At 64.4% G+C, this 18,540-nt stretch carries 20 protein-coding genes and 2 pseudogenes; 8 read left to right on the plus strand and 14 right to left on the minus strand.

All coding sequences use genetic code 11. The features are described 5' to 3' along the window. Nucleotides 1-76: 76 nt before the first annotated feature. From E1832_RS00930 to E1832_RS00940, 3 genes and pseudogenes are all read right to left on the minus strand, one after another. Nucleotides 77-448: pseudogene (locus E1832_RS00930) on the minus strand (ATP-binding protein); the annotation flags it as partial. Then, nucleotides 445-665, minus strand: a pseudogene (locus E1832_RS22790) (IS21 family transposase); the annotation flags it as partial. The pseudogenes E1832_RS00930 and E1832_RS22790, both read right to left, overlap by 4 nt. A gap of 449 nt (nt 666-1,114) precedes the next feature. Next, entirely contained in the window at nt 1,115-1,516 is a 402-nt protein-coding gene (locus tag E1832_RS00940) for an XRE family transcriptional regulator (protein WP_133357890.1), read from the minus strand. Between the two features lie 889 nt (nt 1,517-2,405). Here E1832_RS00940 and E1832_RS00945 point away from each other — a divergent pair. From E1832_RS00945 to E1832_RS00965, 5 genes are all read left to right on the plus strand, one after another. Continuing rightward, complete coding sequence (locus E1832_RS00945; protein WP_133357891.1) at nt 2,406-2,714, plus strand: hypothetical protein; 309 nt, start codon at nt 2,406-2,408, stop codon at nt 2,712-2,714. 50 nt (nt 2,715-2,764) lie between these two features. After that, the gene (locus E1832_RS00950) at nt 2,765-3,361 is read left to right on the plus strand and encodes a c-type cytochrome (protein WP_133357892.1); all 597 of its coding nucleotides are present in this window, start codon (nt 2,765-2,767) and stop codon (nt 3,359-3,361) included. 2 nt (nt 3,362-3,363) lie between these two features. After that, entirely contained in the window at nt 3,364-4,260 is an 897-nt protein-coding gene (locus tag E1832_RS00955) for a c-type cytochrome (RefSeq protein WP_133357893.1), read from the plus strand. A gap of 69 nt (nt 4,261-4,329) precedes the next feature. Then, entirely contained in the window at nt 4,330-4,776 is a 447-nt protein-coding gene (locus E1832_RS00960) for a c-type cytochrome (protein ID WP_133357894.1), read from the plus strand. Nucleotides 4,777-4,795: 19 nt separating this feature from the next. Next, entirely contained in the window at nt 4,796-6,184 is a 1,389-nt protein-coding gene (locus E1832_RS00965) for a multicopper oxidase family protein (RefSeq protein ID WP_133357895.1), read from the plus strand. Between the two features lie 51 nt (nt 6,185-6,235). Here E1832_RS00965 and E1832_RS23170 read toward each other — a convergent pair whose 3' ends face one another. The 6 genes from E1832_RS23170 to E1832_RS00990 form a co-directional block, all read right to left on the minus strand. Then, nucleotides 6,236-6,811, minus strand: a complete 576-nt coding sequence (locus tag E1832_RS23170; RefSeq protein ID WP_342635554.1) for a cation diffusion facilitator family transporter — start codon at nt 6,809-6,811, stop codon at nt 6,236-6,238. Then, complete coding sequence (locus E1832_RS23175) at nt 6,757-7,164, minus strand: cation diffusion facilitator family transporter (RefSeq protein ID WP_342635555.1); 408 nt, start codon at nt 7,162-7,164, stop codon at nt 6,757-6,759. Before E1832_RS23175 ends, E1832_RS23170 begins: the two co-directional genes overlap by 55 nt. An 18-nt stretch (nt 7,165-7,182) precedes the next feature. Continuing rightward, on the minus strand, nt 7,183-9,519 hold the full coding sequence (locus tag E1832_RS00975) for a heavy metal translocating P-type ATPase (RefSeq protein ID WP_133357896.1): 2,337 nt from the start codon (nt 9,517-9,519) through the stop codon (nt 7,183-7,185). A gap of 104 nt (nt 9,520-9,623) precedes the next feature. Further along, nucleotides 9,624-9,938, minus strand: coding sequence for an SHOCT domain-containing protein (locus E1832_RS00980; protein WP_245513729.1), 315 nt, complete (start codon nt 9,936-9,938; stop codon nt 9,624-9,626). Next, on the minus strand, nt 9,935-11,308 hold the full coding sequence (locus tag E1832_RS00985; RefSeq protein WP_245513731.1) for an ATP-binding protein: 1,374 nt from the start codon (nt 11,306-11,308) through the stop codon (nt 9,935-9,937). Before E1832_RS00985 ends, E1832_RS00980 begins: the two co-directional genes overlap by 4 nt. A 32-nt stretch (nt 11,309-11,340) precedes the next feature. After that, nucleotides 11,341-12,063, minus strand: a complete 723-nt coding sequence (locus E1832_RS00990) for a response regulator (RefSeq protein WP_133357904.1) — start codon at nt 12,061-12,063, stop codon at nt 11,341-11,343. Nucleotides 12,064-12,231: 168 nt separating this feature from the next. Between E1832_RS00990 and E1832_RS00995 the strand changes: the two genes are divergently transcribed. Further along, a complete protein-coding gene (locus E1832_RS00995; RefSeq protein WP_245513733.1) occupies nt 12,232-12,894 on the plus strand; it encodes an EF-hand domain-containing protein in 663 nt (220 codons plus the stop codon). Nucleotides 12,895-12,957: 63 nt separating this feature from the next. Further along, nucleotides 12,958-13,344 (plus strand): DUF302 domain-containing protein, encoded by a 387-nt coding sequence (locus E1832_RS01000; protein WP_133357898.1) that lies wholly within the window; start codon nt 12,958-12,960, stop codon nt 13,342-13,344. A 441-nt stretch (nt 13,345-13,785) separates the two neighbouring features. Here the strand turns inward: E1832_RS01000 and E1832_RS01005 are convergent, their stop codons facing one another. From E1832_RS01005 to E1832_RS01020, 4 genes are read right to left on the minus strand one after another with little or no spacing between them, the layout of a single operon-like run. Further along, nucleotides 13,786-14,211 carry a rhodanese-like domain-containing protein gene (locus E1832_RS01005; RefSeq protein ID WP_133357899.1) on the minus strand — a complete coding sequence of 142 codons (426 nt, stop codon included), beginning with the start codon at nt 14,209-14,211 and terminating at the stop codon, nt 13,786-13,788. 14 nt (nt 14,212-14,225) lie between these two features. Beyond that, on the minus strand, nt 14,226-14,957 hold the full coding sequence (locus E1832_RS01010; protein WP_133357900.1) for a DUF1499 domain-containing protein: 732 nt from the start codon (nt 14,955-14,957) through the stop codon (nt 14,226-14,228). Beyond that, the gene (locus E1832_RS01015; protein WP_133357901.1) at nt 14,950-16,251 is read right to left on the minus strand and encodes an MFS transporter; all 1,302 of its coding nucleotides are present in this window, start codon (nt 16,249-16,251) and stop codon (nt 14,950-14,952) included. The genes E1832_RS01010 and E1832_RS01015 overlap by 8 nt, the downstream gene beginning before the upstream one ends. Further along, nucleotides 16,248-17,153: a sterol desaturase family protein gene (locus E1832_RS01020; protein WP_245513735.1), complete on the minus strand. Its 906-nt coding sequence runs from the start codon at nt 17,151-17,153 to the stop codon at nt 16,248-16,250. Before E1832_RS01020 ends, E1832_RS01015 begins: the two co-directional genes overlap by 4 nt. 37 nt (nt 17,154-17,190) lie before the next feature. Here E1832_RS01020 and E1832_RS01025 point away from each other — a divergent pair, with 37 nt between their 5' ends. After that, complete coding sequence (locus tag E1832_RS01025) at nt 17,191-17,877, plus strand: ArsR/SmtB family transcription factor (RefSeq protein WP_133357902.1); 687 nt, start codon at nt 17,191-17,193, stop codon at nt 17,875-17,877. Nucleotides 17,878-18,424: 547 nt separating this feature from the next. Here E1832_RS01025 and E1832_RS23050 read toward each other — a convergent pair. Beyond that, nucleotides 18,425-18,540: tyrosine-type recombinase/integrase (locus E1832_RS23050; protein ID WP_280960193.1), on the minus strand; the 116-nt coding region annotated here is incomplete at its 5' end.

Genomic DNA, 18,540 nt, shown 5'->3' on the forward strand with positions numbered 1-18,540 from the left:
CGAATACATCTGTAAAATCTGGACATCAGACCCAGATCGTTTCATCCTAAATCCGATCCACCAAATGCCGGGACTGAACACCTAGCCCCAAGGCAATGTGGATCTTGCCGGTGCCGCTCGGCCCGAGGGCGATGACGTTCTCGCGCCGATCGATCCATTCGCAGCGGGCGCGTTCCAGCACCTGCATCTTGTTCAGCTTGGGGATCGGCTTGAAGTCGAAGCTGTCGAGGCTCCTTGTCGCTGGGAACTTCGCGGCCTTGATGCGGCGCTCCACCATCCGCTGTTCGCGATCGATCAGCTCGAGCTCAACCAGGCGGGCGAGGAATTGGACATGATCCAGCCCCTCGGTGGCGCATTGGCGGGCCAGCTTCTCGTGTTCCCGCAGGAAGGTCGGCAGCTTCAGCGTCTTGAGATGATGGGCAAGCAGGATCTTCGGGGCCTCGATCATTCCGCCGCCTCCGACATCAGCGCCATGTAGCTGGCGGCCGAGGTCGTTTCCACATTCGCGCGCGGCAGATAGGGATAGCTTGCCAGATCAAGCTCGGCGGTCGGCTTTCGATCCGACAGAGCAGCAGGTGCTTGACCGCATCGAAGCCGACCGCGCGCAGGCGTAGGGCAGGCGCGCTGCGCTCGTCGCTGAGTGCGATCCGCAGCGCTCTGAGCACACCCGGTTGCGCCCGAACCGCCTTATTTTGCTGGGTGCGCCGCCACCAGTGTTTACATCGGCATTCGAAAAAACGGTTTTTCGGGTCGGATTCGTCAACTTTATGTAAACATAGCGTAAACCTCTGAGGCCGAATTTGGTGTCATACGACCCCATTTCGAGCCCCAAAGGTTTCCGACAGTTTTGCTCACGTAAACCTCTGTCAACCCTATGGAAACATCAGCCAGGGATCCGGCGAGGCGCAGCGAGTCAGCCATTCCTCGCCGCCAGCCCCGGCTGCAGGTCACCTACTCCCGCCGCGGCGCGCAGATGCGACGCAGGAGCTGCACACGCCGCAGTGTAGGCGCGGGATCACGGTCGAGGCTAAGGTCGCGCAGGAAACGCACCCAGGCGCGTTCGTTATCGGTCAGCCGCAGTTCCTCTCGCTCCTCGCTGTTGCCCATCTCCTCCTCACTTCCCGAAGATCGACATGATCGCCGCGCGCGACCGGCTGGTGAGACGCGGATCACTGTTGTCGGAGGCCTCCCGGATTGCCTCCAGCCAGCCAAGCTCGTTGGCGGTGACCGGGGAGCCGAAGATCTCGATGATGGCCTGAGCCGCGAGGTCACCCACGGCCTGCTCCAGCGCCAGGCGCATCAAAAAGGCCGGGTCGCAATCCAGCGCCTTGGCCATCGACGGCACGCGGTCGAGGGCCAGCTTGCTGGCGCCGTTCTTGACCATCGTGACCATGTTCGGGTTCGGGTAACCGGCCTCATTGGCGATCTGGAGCTGTGATTTCTTCGGCTTCAACTCCAGCACGCGGCGCTCCACGTATTTCGCCAGGCGGGTATCTTCAAACGGTTTCTTGGTCATCGTTAGCCTCTCAGATGTGACGCAGCACGCGCTGCACATCTTCGCTATAGCGACGCCCTGATTGGGGATGCGTGGCGGGAAGAGCGGGTATGTTCAACAAAACTCAAGACTGTAGAACATGGGCACAGATACAATGCTGCAATGCCATAGCGTGCCCTGTGTAGACAGGGCTCTTTGGTTCGATGAACCTGTCGAACCCGAACTTGGCTGGTTTGGTTGGAAATACCGTTCGAAAAACAGCGCTCCTTTGACCATAAATCAATAGCTTGGCGCACCGCACCGATCTTCGGGAGGCAGGGGCCGGAGGTTCGAATCCTCTCACTCCGACCATATAAACAAGGCGCCTTCGGGCGCCTTTTTCGTGTCTCAATCATTGGCCGCAACGATATTCGCAACGTTTCGTGCGTCGGCTGTGTCCATTTCGTTCCTGTTACCAAGGAAGCGGGCGGCGCGGAGGCGTATCATATTTTCCAATTCATGATCCCGGCTGCGTTCTTCAGCGCGTCCGGGCTGTAGGAGCGGTCGACTTCCTCCAAGGTCTCACGCGAAGTAGCGAAGTAGGCGGTTGCGTCTGGGCTATCAGTTCGACCGGCATTGCGGATGCCTGCATCATCCGCCCCTTCTCCTGTGCACATAACGTCTCTCAAGCTGGCTGAGGCGTTCACTGGCTCGCTCCAGCTTATGTGATGACGGGAGGGGGACAGCACCCAAAGCTCAATACGTGACCTGGGCGCCCTCAACGGCCGAAACGCTCCCGCACGCCGGTGACTGATATTCGCGATGAGCGGGCGCGGCGCGGTCAGGATTGCCGACACCTACAGCTGCAGGAGTTGACAGTTTCGCCCGGATCACGACACTGGCGGCAGGAACAGGCAGATATCCAGGCAGCGTGAAGTCACTTGCAGTCATCATCATCGCCGTAGTGATCGGCCTTTTCGCGTTGTGGTCCGCCCCGGCCCAGGCGCACGGGATGCATATGGACCCGACGGCCGATGTCGTCGCCCAAGACAGCGAAGCCGCTCGCCAGGGTCCGGCCGAACGTTGTGATGCCGGACATTCCTGCCACGCACAGGTGCTGCCCCTGGTCCTGGCCGAGTTGGCGCATTATCCCGCCTTCCTGGCGGTTCAACACCCCTTAAAAGCACGGCCCGGCCGCTCCCTGTCGCTGGCCGCCGACCCGCCGCCTCCGCGCGCCTGATCCTGTCGTGACCTTCGGGTCGGGAACCGGATCAGACACAGGAGAGCATTATGACACCCCGAAAGACCGTGACCGGCGCCGCGCTGGCGTCGCTGCTCGGCGTTGCCGCGCTGGCCCATTCCGGCGCCACCGGCGTCGTCAAGGACCGCATGACCGCCATGAAGGAAATGCAGGAGGCGGTGAAATCCGTGGCCCCGATGATGTCGGGCGCCGCCGCCTATGACACGGAGGCCGTGCGCCGCGCCGCCGACACCTTCCGCCACCATTCCGGCGCGGCGTTGACCGAGGATTTCCCCGCGGGCTCGACGGAGGCCCCCTCCGAGGCGCTGCCGGCGATCTGGCAGAACTGGGACCGCTTCGACAACTTGGCCGCAACGCTCGGTGTGATGGCCGACGGCCTGTCCCGGGCCGCCGGTAACGGCCTGCACGGCGCCGGAGGGATGATGGACAGCGGCACGATGATGGGCGGCGGGTCCATGATGGGCGGCGGCTCCGCGATGGGCAGCGGCATGATGATGGGCAATGCCGGCGGCGCGATGCGGATGAGCGCCGAGCAGATCGGACAGATGCCCGCCGACGGCGCCTTCGCAATGACCACCCAGGTCTGCGCCGCCTGCCATGACCGGTTCCGCAAGGACGAAGACTGATCATGGCCGCGGTCTTGAGACTCGGGTTCGCTGCGATCGGATTGATCGCGGCGGGCAGTGCCGCCCTCGCCGTCTGGCCGGTGGGCTGGCCGGTGGAGCTGGCCGAACTGGAAGGCAATGTCGAGCGGGGTGCCTACCTGGCGCGGGCGGGGGGCTGCATCGCTTGCCATTCCGACCCGGCATCGTCGGGGCGCGCGCCACTGTCGGCGGGCGCGCCCATCGCCTCGGGCTTCGGCACCTTCGTGCCGCCCAACCTGACCACCGATCCGGCCCACGGCATCGGCGCCTGGGATATCGCGGATTTCGCCAAGGCGGTGCGCCAGGGGATCTCGCCCGGGGGCGATCCCTATTACCCCGCCTTTCCCTATGCCTTTTACGGCGATCTGAGCGACCAGGACATCGCCGACCTCTGGGCCGCGTTCCAGACCGTGCCGCCGGTGGCCGAGCCCGAACCGGACAGCGAGGTGCCGTTCCCGGTCAACCAGCGTTTCGGGCTCAAGCTCTGGCGCGCGGCCTTCCTGACCGCCCCGCCGACGGCGCCGCGGCCCGACAAAACGGAGGCGTGGAACCGCGGCCAGTGGCTGGTCAACGGGCTGGCCCATTGCGGTGCCTGCCATACCGACCGCAACCTGCTCGGAGGGCGGCGCATGGAGGCCCGGCTCGCCGGCAGCAACGACCTGCCCGGCGGCAAGTCCGCCCCGGATATCACGCCCGCCGCACTGGCCCGCAACGGCTGGACGGTGGACAGCCTCGCCTTCGCGCTGAAATCCGGCGTCGCACCCGACGGCGACGTGCTGGGCGGCGGCATGGGCGAGGTGGTGCAGCAGGGCACCGCCTGGCTCACCCCCGAAGACCGGCGGGAGATGGCCGCCTACCTGATGAACGCCGGGGATGACTGACCCGGTGCCGCACCTCAAATGACGGAAGATCGGCGGCTTCACGCCGCCCAAGACTGGAAAGACAAGAAAATGAACAAGATACTCGCTTCTGTCCTGGCCCTCGCCATGCTGTCCACGGCGGCCTATTTCGCGATGAAGCCGGACGACACCTCCGGCACCACCGGCCCGCGAACCGTCGAGTCGCCGCCCGAGGGCGCGTCGATGGTCAAGGTCGCACTGCCCGAGGAGCTTTCGGGACAGGCGCAGATGGGCAAGAGGGCCTTCGACACCGTCTGCGCCGCCTGCCACGGGGAAAACGCCGCCGGGCGCAACGGCATGGGACCGCCGCTGGTTCACAAGATCTACGAACCGTCGCATCATGCCGAAGCGGCCTTCCTGCTGGCGGTGCGCAACGGCGTGCGCGCGCATCACTGGCGCTTCGGGAGCATGCCGCCACAGGACGGGCTGACCGGCGCCGAGGTGAAATCAATCACGCGCTATGTCCGCGAATTGCAGCGCGCCAACGGGATCGAATGACATGAGCCGGGACACATCCATGAAAATCCACCGCCGGGGCCTGCTTCTCGGAGCCGCCGCCGCGCTGGCGCTGCCGTCGCGGAGCGAAGCGGCCCCCCGCACCCTCGTCGCGCGGCCGAGCAAGCTGCAAATCGCGCCCGAGGGGTATCCCGAGACGGACATCTGGGGCTTCGAGGGCCAAGCCCCCGGCCCGCTTCTCCGCGCCCGGCAGGGCGCGCGGCTGCAACGACGCCTGGTGAACGAGCTGCCGGTGCCGACCTCGGTGCATTGGCACGGCATCCGCATCGACAACGCGATGGATGGGGTGGCCGGGCTCACGCAGGCGCCGGTCGCGCCGGGGGAGACCTTCGACTACGCCTTCGACCTGCCGGATGCGGGCACCTTCTGGTATCACGCGCATACCAACTCCTACGAGCAGGTGGCGCGGGGCCTCTATGGCGCGCTCATCGTCGAGGAGGCGGATGCGCCCGAGATCGACCGGGAGGACATTTTCGTTCTGGACGACTGGCGGCTCGACCATGAAACAGCGCAGATCTCCGGCGATTTCGGGGCGTGGCACGACCTGAGCCATGCCGGGCGCATGGGCAACATCCTCACCACCAACGGCAAGTTCGACCTGAAACGCGCGGCCCGGCGCAACGAACGCCTGCGCCTGCGGCTGATCAACGCCGCCAATGCGCGCATTCTCGCGCTGTCGCTGGTCGGTCTCGAGGGCTGGATCATGGCGCTGGACGGGATGCCGCTGGAGCACCCCGTAGCGGCGCAGGGCGCGCTGCGGCTGGCCCCGGCGCAGCGCATGGACCTGATCGTGGACGTCACTGCGGCGGACGAGGAGACCGCCCATCTCGCGCAGATGGACGATAACGGAAAATGGTGGTCGCAGGTGGCCTGGGACATCACCGGCAGCGCCTCGTCCCAAAGGCGCCCGGCCCCCATGCCGCTGCCGCCCAACCCGCGCCAGGCCGTGCCGGGCGTGAAAGGCGTCAGGACGGTTACTCTTGCCATGGAGGGCGGCGCCATGGGGCGGCTGCAGGCCGCGACCTACGGGGGCAAGCGCCTGGCGTTCCGCGACCTGGCCGAGCGGGGACAGTTCTGGGCCTTCAACGGCACTGTCGGCCGGACCGACGCGCCGCTGGCCGAGGCTGCCCTGGGGGAGACCCTGCGCATCCGAATCGTCAACGACACCGTTTTTCCCCACGCGATGCACCTGCACGGGATGCATTTCCGTGAAGTCATGAAGGATAGCGACAGTCTCGGACCGCTGCGCGATACGCTGCTGGTGCAGCGGGGCGAGACGCGTGAGATCGCCTTCGTGGCGGACAATCCCGGCGACTGGCTGTTTCATTGTCACATGCTGGCGCATGCTGCCGCCGGCATGACCACATGGATAAAAGTCGCTAGGAGTTGAGCGTAATAGCCGCGTCTCGGTCATCAATCCGCCATCTGAGCGGCGTCCGGGTCACGTCGCCCCCGGCGCCCATCTGTCCCGGCGCGTTACGTCGATCGATTCCGCGCCGCTTTCGTCCAGGCAGCGATCCTCGACCTGCAGGGTGACGAAGAAAAAGCCGAAGCGCTCGCGCAACAGGCTGTGGGCTGCTTTCAACACCGCCTGGGGATCCGCATCATCCCGGGCACGCAGATGACCCGAAAAGACATGTTTCCCGCTGGTCAGCGCCCAGGCATGAATGTGGTGCACGTCCAGGACGCCGTCGAGCTCTTCGAGCGCACGGGCAACGTCAGAGAGACTGACCTCGGGTGGGGTCCCCTCCATCAGCAGGTGCGCCGACTCCTTGAGAATGCCCAGGCTGGCCCAGAGCAGGACAATGCCAAAGACCATGCCGAGGAGCGGGTCGATCAGCAGGAAGCCGCTAAACCTGATCACCAGTGCGGTTACGATGATGAGAAGGCTGCCCACGAAGGTCTGGATGATGTGCCAGAGCGCGCCGCGGACGTTTAGGTCGCTCCGGCTCTGCTTCCAGATCAACCCCAGAGATATGAACTCCGTGAGCAGCCCACCGGCGGCGGCCAGCAACATGGGCCGGTCGGCAGTTCGATGGGGTCCGCCAACCGCATCGCCGCCATCACGATCACAACGATGGCCATGCCCAGGAGGAACCCGCCATTCACCAGCGCGCCGATGATCTCGGCGCGATACCAACCGAAACTGCGCCCTTCGTCGGCCGGCCGTCGGGCCAGCCGCGCGGCGACGATCGCCACGAGCACGCCGCCCACGGCGGAAAAGGTGTGAAACGCATCCGAAATGACCGCGATCGACCCGGTCCAGAGGCCGATGCCCATCTCGATGACGAAATAGATACCCGTGAGCCAGGCGGAGATGGCCATTCCGCGACCGCTGGACGGCATGTGGGAATGATGCATTTGGGCCATGCAGGGCCTCCTGTTCGATCAGAGGTCGACGCGCCGAAGCCGCAGCGCATTCGAAATGACAGAAACCGAAGAAAGACTCATCGCCGCTGCCGCAATCATCGGCGAGAGCAGAAGCCCCACGACCGGGTAGAGCACGCCGGCCGCGATCGGCACCCCGGCGGCGTTGTAGGCGAAGGCGAAGAAAAGGTTCTGCTTGATGTTCCGCAGCGTTGCCTTGGCGAGCTTCCGCGCTCGCACAAGTCCCACAAGATCACCGCGCATCAGCGTGATCCCCGCGCTTTCCACGGCGACGTCAGCGCCAGTGCTCATCGCGATACCCACATCGGCCGCGGCGAGCGCCGGCGCATCGTTCACGCCGTCGCCCGCCATTGCGACACGTGCGCCCTTGGCACGGAGCTCATCGATCAGCTTTTTCTTGTCTTCGGGCAGCACCCCGGCGCGGACCTCGTCGATGCCAAGCTCGCGCGCCACGGCCTCGGCGGTGCGCTGGTTGTCTCCTGTCGCCATGATGATGGTCAGCCCGAGCGCGTGAAGATCGCGAATAGCGCCCGCTGTGCTTTTCTTGATCGGGTCGGCGACGGCCACAAGCCCGGCGAGCTGGTTGTCGATGGCGACATACATCGCAGTCTTTCCCTCTGCTCTCAGGACATCGGCGGCCTCGTCGGCCATATCGGAGTCGATTCCAACCTCGCCCATCATCGCCCGGTTACCGAGCGCGACAAGCCGCCCGTCCACCATGCCGCGCACGCCCTTGCCGGTGATCGCATCGAAATCCTGGGCCCGGTCGGGCTTAACTCCTCGGCTTTTGGCGCCGTCAACGATCGCCTCTGCCAGAGGATGCTCAGACCCACGCTCCAACGCGGCAGCGAGAGACAAAACCTCATCCTCGTCATAACCTTGCAGTGCCACCACGTCTGTCAGTTTCGGCTGACCCTCGGTCAGCGTGCCCGTCTTGTCGACGATCACCGTATCCACCCGGCCCATGCGCTCCAGCGCCTCGGCGTCCTTGATGAGCACGCCGGCCTGTGCGCCGCGGCCGGCGGCGGTGGTGATCGAAATCGGAGTGGCCAGGCCGAGCGCACAAGGGCAGGCGATGATGAGGACCGACACCGCCGCGGCGATGGCATATGCCAGAGCCGGGTCAGGACCGACAGCGAGCCAGGACAGGAACGCCACGACAGCGGCCGCGACGACGGTCGGCACGAAAATCGACGACACCCGGTCGGCCAGCCCCTGTATCGGCGCGCGCGACCGGCGGGCACCCGCGACCATCTCCACGATCTGCGCCAGCACAGTGTCGGCGCCAACCTGCGTCGCGCGGATGGCGAGCGTGCCGTTCTTGTTTATCGTTCCGCCGGTGACGCGGTCCCCCTCGGTCTTCTCGACCGGAACGGGTTCGCCCGTGATCATGCTTTCGTCGACCGAGCTGTGACCTTCGGCAACCTCGCCGTCCACCGGGACACTGTCACCGGGTCGGACACGGAGCAGGTCGCCTTCGACGACATTCTCCAATGGCGCGTCGTATTCCGTGCCATCAGGCAGAATGCGCCGGGCTGTCTTCGGGGCCAGGTCCATCAGCGCACGGATCGCATCGCCGGTGCGCTCGCGGGCACGCAATTCGAGCACCTGGCCAACGAAGACAAGCGTGATGATGACGACCGCGGCTTCGAAGTAGGTGCCGACCCCGTCCCCCATCCGGTATTGCGCCGGGAACACGCCGGGCGCGAAAGTGGCGAAAAGCGAATAGACATAGGCCGCCCCGACGCCGAGCGAGATCAGCGTCCACATGTTGGGCGACAGACTGCGGAGCGATTCCAGGCCGCGTCGGAAAAACGGCTGCCCCGCCCAGAGGACAATCGGCGTGGCAAGCAGGAATTCCAGGTAGGTTGCAATGCGATGGCCGAGCCAGTCGCGGACCGGCAGCCCCACAAGCTCCCCCATCGTGAGGATCACCAGCGGCACGGCCGCCGCGGCGCTGATCCACATCCGGCGCGTGAAATCCACCAGTTCCCCGCTCGTCTCATCCGAGGGAACCATCGGCTCCAGGGCCATGCCGCAGATCGGGCAGCTCCCGGGTTCGTCGCGGACGATTTCAGGGTGCATCGGACAGGTCCATTGCGTGCCGGGCTGAACGGCCTGGCGCGTCTTCTCCGAACGGTCGGAGGCGTAGAACCACGGATCCTTGTCGAACGTCTCGCGACAATCCTCGGAACAGAAGAAAAAGGTCTCTCCACCATATTCGCGCGCCAATGCTTTGTCGCTCATCTCGACCTGCATGCCACAGACCGGATCGGTCGATTTATCGGAGCCCTTGGGCGCGTTGTGGTCGCGATGGTTCCCGGAATGCGGGGTCATGTTCTCCTCCTTCGAGAGGATCGTTGCAGGCAACAGTCGCCGGGGGGGATAAAGGGCGCCTTGGAGGCGGCCGCCCCCTGCGACTACGATCGTGTTCCACTGCTTTAGTCGCTGCCGAGCGCCCGTTTGCGCCGCTCGAACTCCTCTTCGTCGATCTCGCCCTTGGCGAAGCGCTCGCGCAGGATCGCCAGAGAGCCGTCGCGGCGGGCGGATGTGCGGTCATTGACGGTCAGCCACCGGACCACGAACACGATGAGCGCGATAATGAGCCCCCAGAAGACCAGCATCATCAAGGCGCCTCCCAGGCCGTAGCCGCCGCCCCACATCATGTGGCCATAACCCTCAGATGTCTGGGCAAGACCGCGAGTCGCAACTGTGGTCATTCCCGCCGCAGCGATCAGAATTGTGCGTGGTGTCATGATTTTCTCCTTTCATCTTTCTCCGGATCTCTCGGGACCGAAATCGTGGCTGACAGCCCACCACTCTCGCGGTTCTCCAGGGTGATGTCCCCGCCCTGGCCCCGCAGGATCGTGCGCGCGATCGACAGGCCCAGGCCGTGCCCGCCGGTGTCGCGCGAGCGGGACTTCTCCATCCTGAAGAACGGCTCGAACACCTCCTCCATCGCACTTTCCGGGATGCCAGGGCCGTCATCCTCGACATGGATGAGAACGGAGGTGGTATCCGCGCTCCAGGACACACGCGCCGAGCCGCCATAGCGCAGGGCATTCTCGATGACGTTGCGCAGTGCGCGGCGCAGACTTCGTGGCCGGACCCGAAAATGAATTTCCTCACCCTCGTCGATCTCGAAGGCATCCAGCATGTCCTTGCTCAGTTGCAGCAGGAACTCCCCCACCTCCATCGTCTCGGGCTGCTCGATTTCCGAGATCCCACGCGCGAAGGCGAGGGTCGCGTCCACCATCTCCTGCATCTCCTCGATATCCGCGGTCAGGGTCTCACGGGTCTCTTCCTCCTCGACCAGTTCGACACGCACGCGCATCGCCGTCAGAGGCGAGCGCAGATCGTGCCCGAGGGCGCCCAGCACGCGCGTGCGATCGGCGATCAGACGGCTTAGCCGGCCCTGCATCCGGTTGAAGGCCTCGGTCAGCTCACGCAGTTCGTGCGGCCCGGTCACGGGCAAGGGTAACGTTTCCTCACCGCGGCCAAAGCTGTCCGCGACCATGGAGAGACGGTGCAGAGGCCCGATCAGGCGCGTCAACAGGAACCATGAGACCGCGATCAACAGCAGGCCCGCCGTCGTGCCGAAACTGAGCACCGAGACCAGCGGCCATTGCAGGGCCGGGCGCGAGAACCGGGTTCCGACATTGAGCCATTGGCCGGTCTTGAGCGCGATCGACAGGTTCAGCTCGATCGTCGACAGCTCCCCCTGCATCATTCTCCTGTGGATCTCGGCCATGTCCGGCGAGAGGTTCGGCAATGGCAGAATGCGGCCCTCGACGTCGTGCAACTCGACACGGATTTCCCGGCTTGTATCGTCATCAAGGAGCGAGCGCAGACGAGCCTCCACCAGCCCGCGATCGTCGTCATGCGCTGTGTGGTCTACCGACGGCACAGGAGCCATGGAGAACCGGACAAGGGGAGAGTCGGCGGCACGCAGGATCGCCGGATGCAGATCCTCTGGCGCCTCCTCCAGGAGCCGCACGATGTTGGCGGCACGTCCAACGGCCTCGAAGCCGAGCGCGGCCCGCACCGCGAGGTTGCGCTCACCGATCAGGATCCACAAGCTCACGGCTTGGGCGAGCACGAGGACGGCGACGATCAGCAGGATCAACTGCGTGCGCAGGTGGCGAGGACGCCACCACATCACGTCACCTCGGTGACGTCCGCGGAGAGGCTGTAGCCTCCGCCATGGATCGTCGTGATGATCTGCGGCTTGGCGGGATCCCGTTCAACCTTGCGACGCAAGCGGCTGATCTGGTTGTCGATCGTCCGGTCGAGCGGGGAGCCCGCCCGGCCTGCCGTGAGATCCATGAGCTGGTCCCTGTTCAGCACCATTCGCGCGCGCTCCAGGAGGACCGTCAGCAGCCGAAACTCGGCGGTGGTGAGACCCGTCTCCTCCCCGGCCCCATCGATCAGGACGCGGCGATCGGTGTTCAGGCTCCAATGGGCGAAGCGCACCATCTTGCCGGCAAGGGTGCCCGCCGGCGGTTCGAACCGCTCCACCCGACGCAGGATCGCCTTGATCCGCGCCAGCAGTTCGCGGGGGTTGAACGGCTTGGCGAGGTAGTCGTCGGCACCGATTTCCAACCCGACGATGCGATCGGTTTCCTCGCCGAGGGCGGTCAGCATGAGGATGGGGATCGCCTGATCACGCGACAGGCGGCGGCAGACCGACAACCCGTCCTCGCCGGGCATCATCACGTCCAGCACGATCAGGTCGTAATGCCCCGCGGCCAGTTTTGCGTCCATGTCATGAGCATCCCGCGCCGCGGTCGCGCGCATCCCGTTTCTCTCGAGGTATCGCGACACCGCGTCACGGATCGACCGGTGATCGTCCACGATCAGGATATGCGGCGTGTCCGGCATGGCCTCATTCATAACCCGCTTTAGGACGAAGGTCAGACCGTCATTTGTAACGAGATGTATCAGGTCCCAGCCTTGTGACATCACGTTACATGATCCTGGCTGGCGGTTCTTGCGCGCTGCGCTTGAGTGAACAGATGATCTGGTAGCTTCAACTCAGGAGAGACGAAAATGACCCTCAGAATGACCGGAATAGTAACACTCGCCACGCTCCTCGGCCTCGCGACCTCTGGTGCGGCCCTCGCCCACGGCCACGGCGATCGCGGCCCGGCCGCCGGCGGTTGCAGCGGGCCAGGCATGGCCATGCAGGGCAAAGGCATGATGTCGGGCGGCATGATGGATCAAATGGGCAGCGGCATGATGCAAATGCATGGGCAAATGATGGGCTCCGGCATGATGGGGCCGTTGCAGGGAGGCATGATGGGCCGCATGGGCGGTGGCATGATGGCCCAGCTCGATCAGGACGGCGATGGTGAGTTGACCGGCGCGGAAGCCCGGAGCGCGCTCTCCGCCAAGCTGTCGGAATACGACGCGGACGGCGATGGCACATTGTCGATTGCCGAGTTCGAAACGCTGCACACCGCGATGATCCGCGAGGTGATGGTGGACCGGTTCCAGCATCTCGATGCCGATGGAGACGGGCAGGTAACAGACGATGAAATGACGGCGCCGGCGAACCGTATCGAGCGCATGCAGCAGATGCGCGAGAAGATGATGGAGCGGCGCCGCGGCATGATGATGTCGGGCGACGGGATGCGCCAGGGCAGCGGAATGGGTCCGGGAAGCGGCAATATGCCGATGAAAGAAAATGACGGCATGATGAAAGACAATTGATCAAGGGCGCGCGATTTTCGCTTCCAAACCGACCACCCATAGGTGCCACAACAGGAGAAAAATATGAGCTATACGTATGATCGCACGCTCGCAGGCATGAGGATCGATGACGCTGAAAAGCGTGTGCGCGAGGCCTTGGGCGACGCCGGGTTCGGCGTTCTGACCGAGATCGACGTGCAGGCCACGATGAAGAAGAAGATCGACGTCGACATCGCCCCGTATCGCATTCTGGGCGCCTGCAACCCGGAGATGGCTTATGAAGCCATCGGCCTGGAGCCGCGCGTCGGCGCGATGCTACCCTGCAACGTGATCCTGCGCGAGATCGAAGGCGGCACCGAGGTGAGCGCGATCGACCCTGTCGCCTCGATGACGGCAATCGACAATATCGAGTTGTCGGACGTGGCCGGACAGGTGCGCGACATGCTGAAGGCCGCAATCGACGCGGCCTGACTGTAAAACTCGTAGCGGATGATCGCGCACCTCTCTCCGGGTGACCGGCGCTGACAGCGGCGGGGATGCGTGACCGGCGCCATGCCCCGTCGCAGTTTCGCTGCGCATCCTCATTCGAGGTAGTGGCGAAACCGGTGCACCTCCGGGGCATGGGCACTGGTCGAACTTCCTTCCTGACCGGCTGAAACGCTCTGCGGCTCGCACTAGCATCTAAAGTGGAAAAGGAGCGGTGCACGACGCGCAAGGCGGCCCCTGGGCGCGCCCAGACGTCTATCGACCGGGTGCTGTGACGTGATCCTCCAAGTCGGTCAAGGAGCACTCTGACTAGAACCGGCGTTGGCGTCGGTCCTAACGTAAGCGCAGACGCCGAAACCTGCGCCTTGATCGCTCTTAGGTCTACTGCGGCGAAGGCAGCCGCTCTTGGCGGGCGGGATCGCTCCCTCAGGGCTTGTAGGCCGCGTCCCGCTGCCAGCCGGTGAAGCCGGTCTGGAGGACGGTCACGTTCGACCTGCCCGCGACACGCAGAGCAAAGGTGGCCTGCGCCGACAGGCTGCCGGTGTTGCAAAAGAGGATGGTCATGCGGTCCTCGGGGATCTCGTCGATCCGGTCGAGCACTTCGCGCCATTCGATGTTAACGGCGCCAGGGATCGTGCCTTCCTCGAACTGGCCCGCGTCGCGGGTGTCGACGAAGAGCGCGGTCTCGAACACGGTCTGGTCGATCTGTTGGGGCAGGATGATGCCGGCCTCATATTCCGAGAACATCATGTATTCCTGCATGGCGTCGATGGCCGCGTCCTGGGCAGACGCCGGAGTCATCGCGAAGCTGAACGTCACTGCCGCGGCGGCGACCATATTTTTCAAGATCATAGAAATTTTCTCCTTTAGGGACGATTTGCGCTTTCGACCAAGGCGTTCAGGTCCGACAGAAAGGCCCTGATGCGCCGGGCATTGGCGCCGCGATCGATCTGGCCGATGCGCGAGCGTGAGCGCATGTCGATGCGCGCGCCAGAGTCGGTCTCGGTGACCCGGATCGCCACCTCGTCCTCGAAGCCGTAAAGGCGGCTCGTGGCGATCGCTTCGATCTGGGCCTCGGCAGGGTCGGCCGAGAGCACCTCCCAACCGCGATCCTCGACCAGCGTCAGGGCAAGACCGAAAGCGTCATCAAAGGACAGGTCGAGGTCGAGCAGGCGCACATCGGGATAGGCCACGCGCTGCGGTTCTGCGTTTGCGCGGGGATAATCGGAGGGCGTCGCGGTGAACCAGAAGACAGGCGGATCCTCGGTATCGGTGGAAATGTCGTTGATCGACGGCGTGGTCCGGGAGGCAATTTCGAAGGCCAGTCCCAGACTGGCGACGGGCAGCGACAGGAGCAGCCCCAGAACCACAATCATGCCGCCGCGCTGCCGGCGGCGCAGCCAGACGGCTCCTCCCGCCAGTGCAACCAGAACACCGGCGATGGCTGCCCATGCGCCCCACAGCGCCATGCGATAGGCCTGAAGCCAGGGCCAGTCGTCCAGACGAAAACCCCAGACCGACACGGCAAACAGCAGAAGCGAGGCTCCCCCGAGCAGGACGGCGCCCCATCCGAGGCCGGTGGTCAGTGTGTCACGCATGGGTCGTCTCCAGGTCAGATGCGGGATTGAGGCGGGGATGGGTTTCCGCCATCGCCAGGATCAGCCACAAGCCCGATCCCGCCATGGCGATCCCGGTGAACCAGAACCCGGCCTCCAGCAAGCCCGAGGCGTCGGCGATCAGCCCCATGGCCAGCGCGCCGATCGCATAACCGAGATCCCGCCAGAAGCGATAGACACCAAGCGCCGAGCCCCGCCAGGATGGGTGCGCGATGTCACCCATCGCCGCGATCAGTGTCGGGTAGAGCAACGCCATGCCGATGCCGGTCACCGCCGCCGCAACAGCCCATGCGGCAACCGAGGCGAGGAAGGGAAAGGCCAGCACACCGCCGGCACAGAGGAAGAAGCCCGCGACTGTCGGCCACTTGCGCCCGAACAGGTCCGACAGCGGCCCGGTCCAGAGCTGGCTGCCGCCCCACACGAACCCGTAGATGCCGGTAATCCAGCCGATTTCGATCAGGCTGGCGCCCTTGGACACCATGAAGACCGGAACCAGCGCCCACATCAGCGCATCGACGAATTTCTCGACGCTGCCGGCCTGCGCCAGAGCCATGAAGGTGGGATTGCGCCAGGTCACCAGGGCAAAGATCTGGCCCGAGGACGGATTGTCCGGACCGTCGACATAGCGCGGGAGCGGCCCGATGGTTTCGCCCGCCTTGTGCCGCGCGGCCTCCGCCCTCGCCCAGGGCAGCGTCTCCGTAAAGGCGAGCATCCCGGCCGCCAGCGCCAGCAGGATGATCACGAGGCCGAAGAGGAACAGGCTGAGCCGGGGGTCGAAATAGCTCGCCAGATAACCGGTCACCAGCCCTGCAAGCGCCACGCCGCCATAGCCCGCGAATTCGTTGAACCCGGTCGCAAGTCCACGCTGCGATCCCTTCACGATGTCCATCTTGGCGGTGACGGTCATCGACCAGCAGAAGCCCTGATTGACGCCGAGGAGCACGTTCGCCGCCACGATCCAGCCCCAGGAGGGGGCATAGAGGATCATGAAGGGAATGGGCAGTGCCACCAGCCATCCCCAGATCAGCACGCGCCGGCGCCCGACGCGCTCCGAGATCCGGCCCGAGACGAAATTCATCGCCCCCTTCACCACTCCGAAGGACACGATGAACGCGAAGATCGCCGTCATAGAGCCCTGAACCACGCCGAACTCGGTTTCCGCCAAAGCGGGGATCACCGTGCGTTGCAGGCCGATGGTCAGGCCGACGAAGAAGACCTGGAGAAGCTGCTCCAGGAATTGCCGTATGTTCTCGCGGATACCGAGTGCATAGCTCATTCTGCGTCCTTTCCAGCCTCCAGCGCGCCACCGCAAGCGGGGCCGCGCAGGGGTTGGACGAGCATCCGGTCGATCCAGAGATCGCGGCGCGTGCGAAACTGTTCGATCCCGATCGTCATCCCGTCATGACCCTTTGCCGGCAGGGCGACATAGGTGCTCAGCAGCCGGTCCCACCACGGCAGGTTGAAGCCGAAATTGCTGTTGGTCTCGCTGGGATCAACGGAATGATGCACCCGGTGCATGTCCGGCGTCACCACGATCAAGCGCAGCACCCGGTCGATGGGGCGTGGCAAGTCGATATTGGCGTGATTGAACAGCGCGGTGGCGTTCAGAAGAACCTCGAACAGCAACACCGCTACGGCGGGTGGGCCGAGCGCCGCGACAACCGCCAGCTTGATGCCCATCGAGATCAGGATTTCCACCGGATGGAACCGCAGCCCCGTGGTCGCATCGAAGTCGAGATCGGCGTGGTGCATACGGTGCAACCGCCAGAGCGCCGGCACCGCGTGGAACATCACATGCTGGAGATAGATCGCCAGATCGAGCACCAGCATCGAGGCGATGACCACGACCCAGGTGGGCAGGTCGACATTGTTGAACAGGCCCCAGCCCCGCTCTTCGGCCATGACCGCAAGTCCCACCGTCAGGATCGGAAAGCTCAGCCGCAGGATCAAGGTGTCGAGCACCACGAGCGCAATGTTGTTGGTCCAGCGGATCACACGCGGGATGTCGCGACGGCGGCGCGGCGCGGCCAGCTCCCACAGCGCCATGACCACCAGAACGCCCAGAAAGGCAGCGAGACGGATTGTCGGTTCGGCTGCAAGATAGTCTCCGCCATCGTCGTTCTCTTCGAGTGGGAAGGTTTCGGGGTTGCAGGGCGCGCTAGACGCACTATCATTCAATCGATCACTTGAATGATGTAACTTCTGGAGCCGCCACATGTCAAGCAGCCCCAAGACCGCCCTCCTCGAAGAATACGCGCTCGTCGCGCGCGCCCTGTCCGCGCCAGCGCGGCTGATGATCCTCGAGCAGCTCGCCCAGGGCGAGCGCGGGGTCGAGGTCTTGGCGGAGAAGACCGGCCTCACCGTCGCCAACTGCTCACAGCACCTGCAACAGCTCCGTCGCGCCGGTCTGGCGACCAGCCGCCGCGACGGCAAGGCGGTGATCTATCGGCTAACAGATGCAAAGACGCTGACGCTGATGGACCTGCTGCGCGTGGTGGCAGAACGAAACCTCGCGGAGGTTGAGCGCATCCTGCGGGGTCTTTCCGATGGCGAGGACGCGCCCGAGCCCGTGAGCCGCGACGAGCTTTCCGCACGCATCAATGAAGGATCAGTCACCGTTCTCGATGTCCGCCCCCCAGACGAATACGCCAACGGCCATATTCCTGGCGCGCTGAACGCGACAGTGGCGGAACTGGAGCAGATCTTCCCCACGCTCGCGCCCGATGTCGAGATCGTCGCCTATTGTCGCGGCCCCTACTGCATCTATGCCCACCAGGCCGTCACCGCCTTACGCAGGCATGGACTCAACGCGCGGCGACTGGAAGGCGGTCTGCCGGAATGGAGAGAAGAAGAACGATCGGTCGAAACAACGCCGACGACAACCAACGCAAAAGCAGGTTAGGCAGAGATATGGGAGGTTCCAAGCACCGAGACGTGCCGGCACCAGAACCCATCCCCTTCGCATCCGTATGGTTTTTCTAGGACTTCACTTACCCTGGAGCGACCATCATTCACGGGGCCGGAAACATCGAGCCATTCCTCGCCGCGGATCACACCATCCCATATGCAGGAAGCGACCGAAGACGCGGCGCCTGCTTGATGGTGTTTGTTTAGACTGAAGCGCGGCGTGTCCGCAATGAAACCGCAACGTTATTCAGGAACTGACTGCCATTGAAACCCAGATACTGATCCCAGAAGCCCTTATTTTGTGTGCTTTCACCCCCGGCACTCGCCTTCGGGAGGCAGGGTCCGGAGGTTCGAATCCTCTCACTCCGACCATGTAAACAAGGCGCCTTCGGGCGCCTTTGTTGTTCTTAAGACAGTGCTCCTAGGTTCATTGAACCTGAGTGTCAGCCGAACTCCAATGCACTGGCGGCTTTGCGGATGTGGTCCGGACTGCAGCGCGCGTAGGTGGACGCCGTGATCCGCGAATCCGAATGCCCGAGATACTAGGCGATCTCGTCCATCGGGATGCCCGCCTCGGCCATGTGGACCGCTGCCGTGTGGCGCAGCACGTGGGGCGATACGTTGGACAGCCCGGCATCAACTGCGGCCGCCTTGAAGC

The sequence above is a fragment of the Antarcticimicrobium luteum genome (assembly GCF_004358185.1).
In the GTDB taxonomy this organism is placed as follows: domain Bacteria; phylum Pseudomonadota; class Alphaproteobacteria; order Rhodobacterales; family Rhodobacteraceae; genus Antarcticimicrobium; species Antarcticimicrobium luteum.